The following is a 733-nucleotide window of genomic DNA, read 5'->3' as shown; positions in this document are numbered from 1 at the left end:
CCTGGAAGAGTTCGTCACCAAACAGGCCGCGTGGATGAGCAAACAGGTCGCCCGTTGCGCCGGCCTGAGCCTGACCATCAGCGGCCCGGCAAGCCCCGCCGGGCGCGGTGCCACACCGTGGAAAAACAAACGCAAGCCCGCCAAACGCAAGCCCTCGGCGGGCACCAAGCGCACAGCAAAACCGGCGAGCAAGGATTGAGGGCACTTCGAATGAGCCAAAAAGGTCTAGTGTTCTTCAAGCCCAACGACAACCCCATTTTCTGATAAGGCATCGACCATGATTATCGTGCATCACCTGAACAACTCCCGTTCCCAGCGGATTCTCTGGCTGCTGGAAGAACTGGCCATCCCTTACGAGCTGAAATGCTATCAGCGCGACCCGAAGACCAACCTGGCACCGCCCGAATTGAAAGCGATCAATGCCCTGGGTAAATCACCGGTCATCGAAGACGGCGCGCAGAAGCTGCTCGAGTCCTCCGCGATCATCGACTACCTGATTCGCCGTCATGGCGACGGTCGCCTGCAACCCGATCCGTCCACCCCCGCCTATGACGAATACGTGCAGTGGCTGCATTTCGCCGAAGGCTCGGCGATGTTGCCGCTGATGTTGAACCTGTACGTGGGACGCCTCGGTGAAGCCGGCACGCCGTTGCATCCGCGGATCAATTCGGAGGTGGCCAACTACCTGGGTTACCTCGACACGGCTCTGAGCCAATCCGATTATCTGCTGGGC

Annotated in this window: 2 protein-coding genes; both read left to right on the top strand. The window is 59.8% G+C overall.

Annotation, left to right across the window (positions count from 1 at the left end):
- Window positions 1–199, top strand: a 199-nt coding sequence (locus WLY71_RS30645) for a hypothetical protein (protein WP_347806573.1), incomplete at its 5' end; no start/stop codon positions are given.
- A gap of 78 nt (window positions 200–277) precedes the next feature.
- The coding region (locus tag WLY71_RS30640; RefSeq protein ID WP_347806572.1) for a glutathione S-transferase family protein at window positions 278–733 on the top strand (456 nt) is incomplete at its 3' end.

The sequence above is a fragment of the Pseudomonas rossensis genome, from assembly GCF_039888995.1.
GTDB classification, from domain to species: Bacteria; Pseudomonadota; Gammaproteobacteria; order Pseudomonadales; family Pseudomonadaceae; genus Aquipseudomonas; species Aquipseudomonas rossensis.
This window is presented reverse-complemented; position numbering and strand designations above follow the sequence as displayed.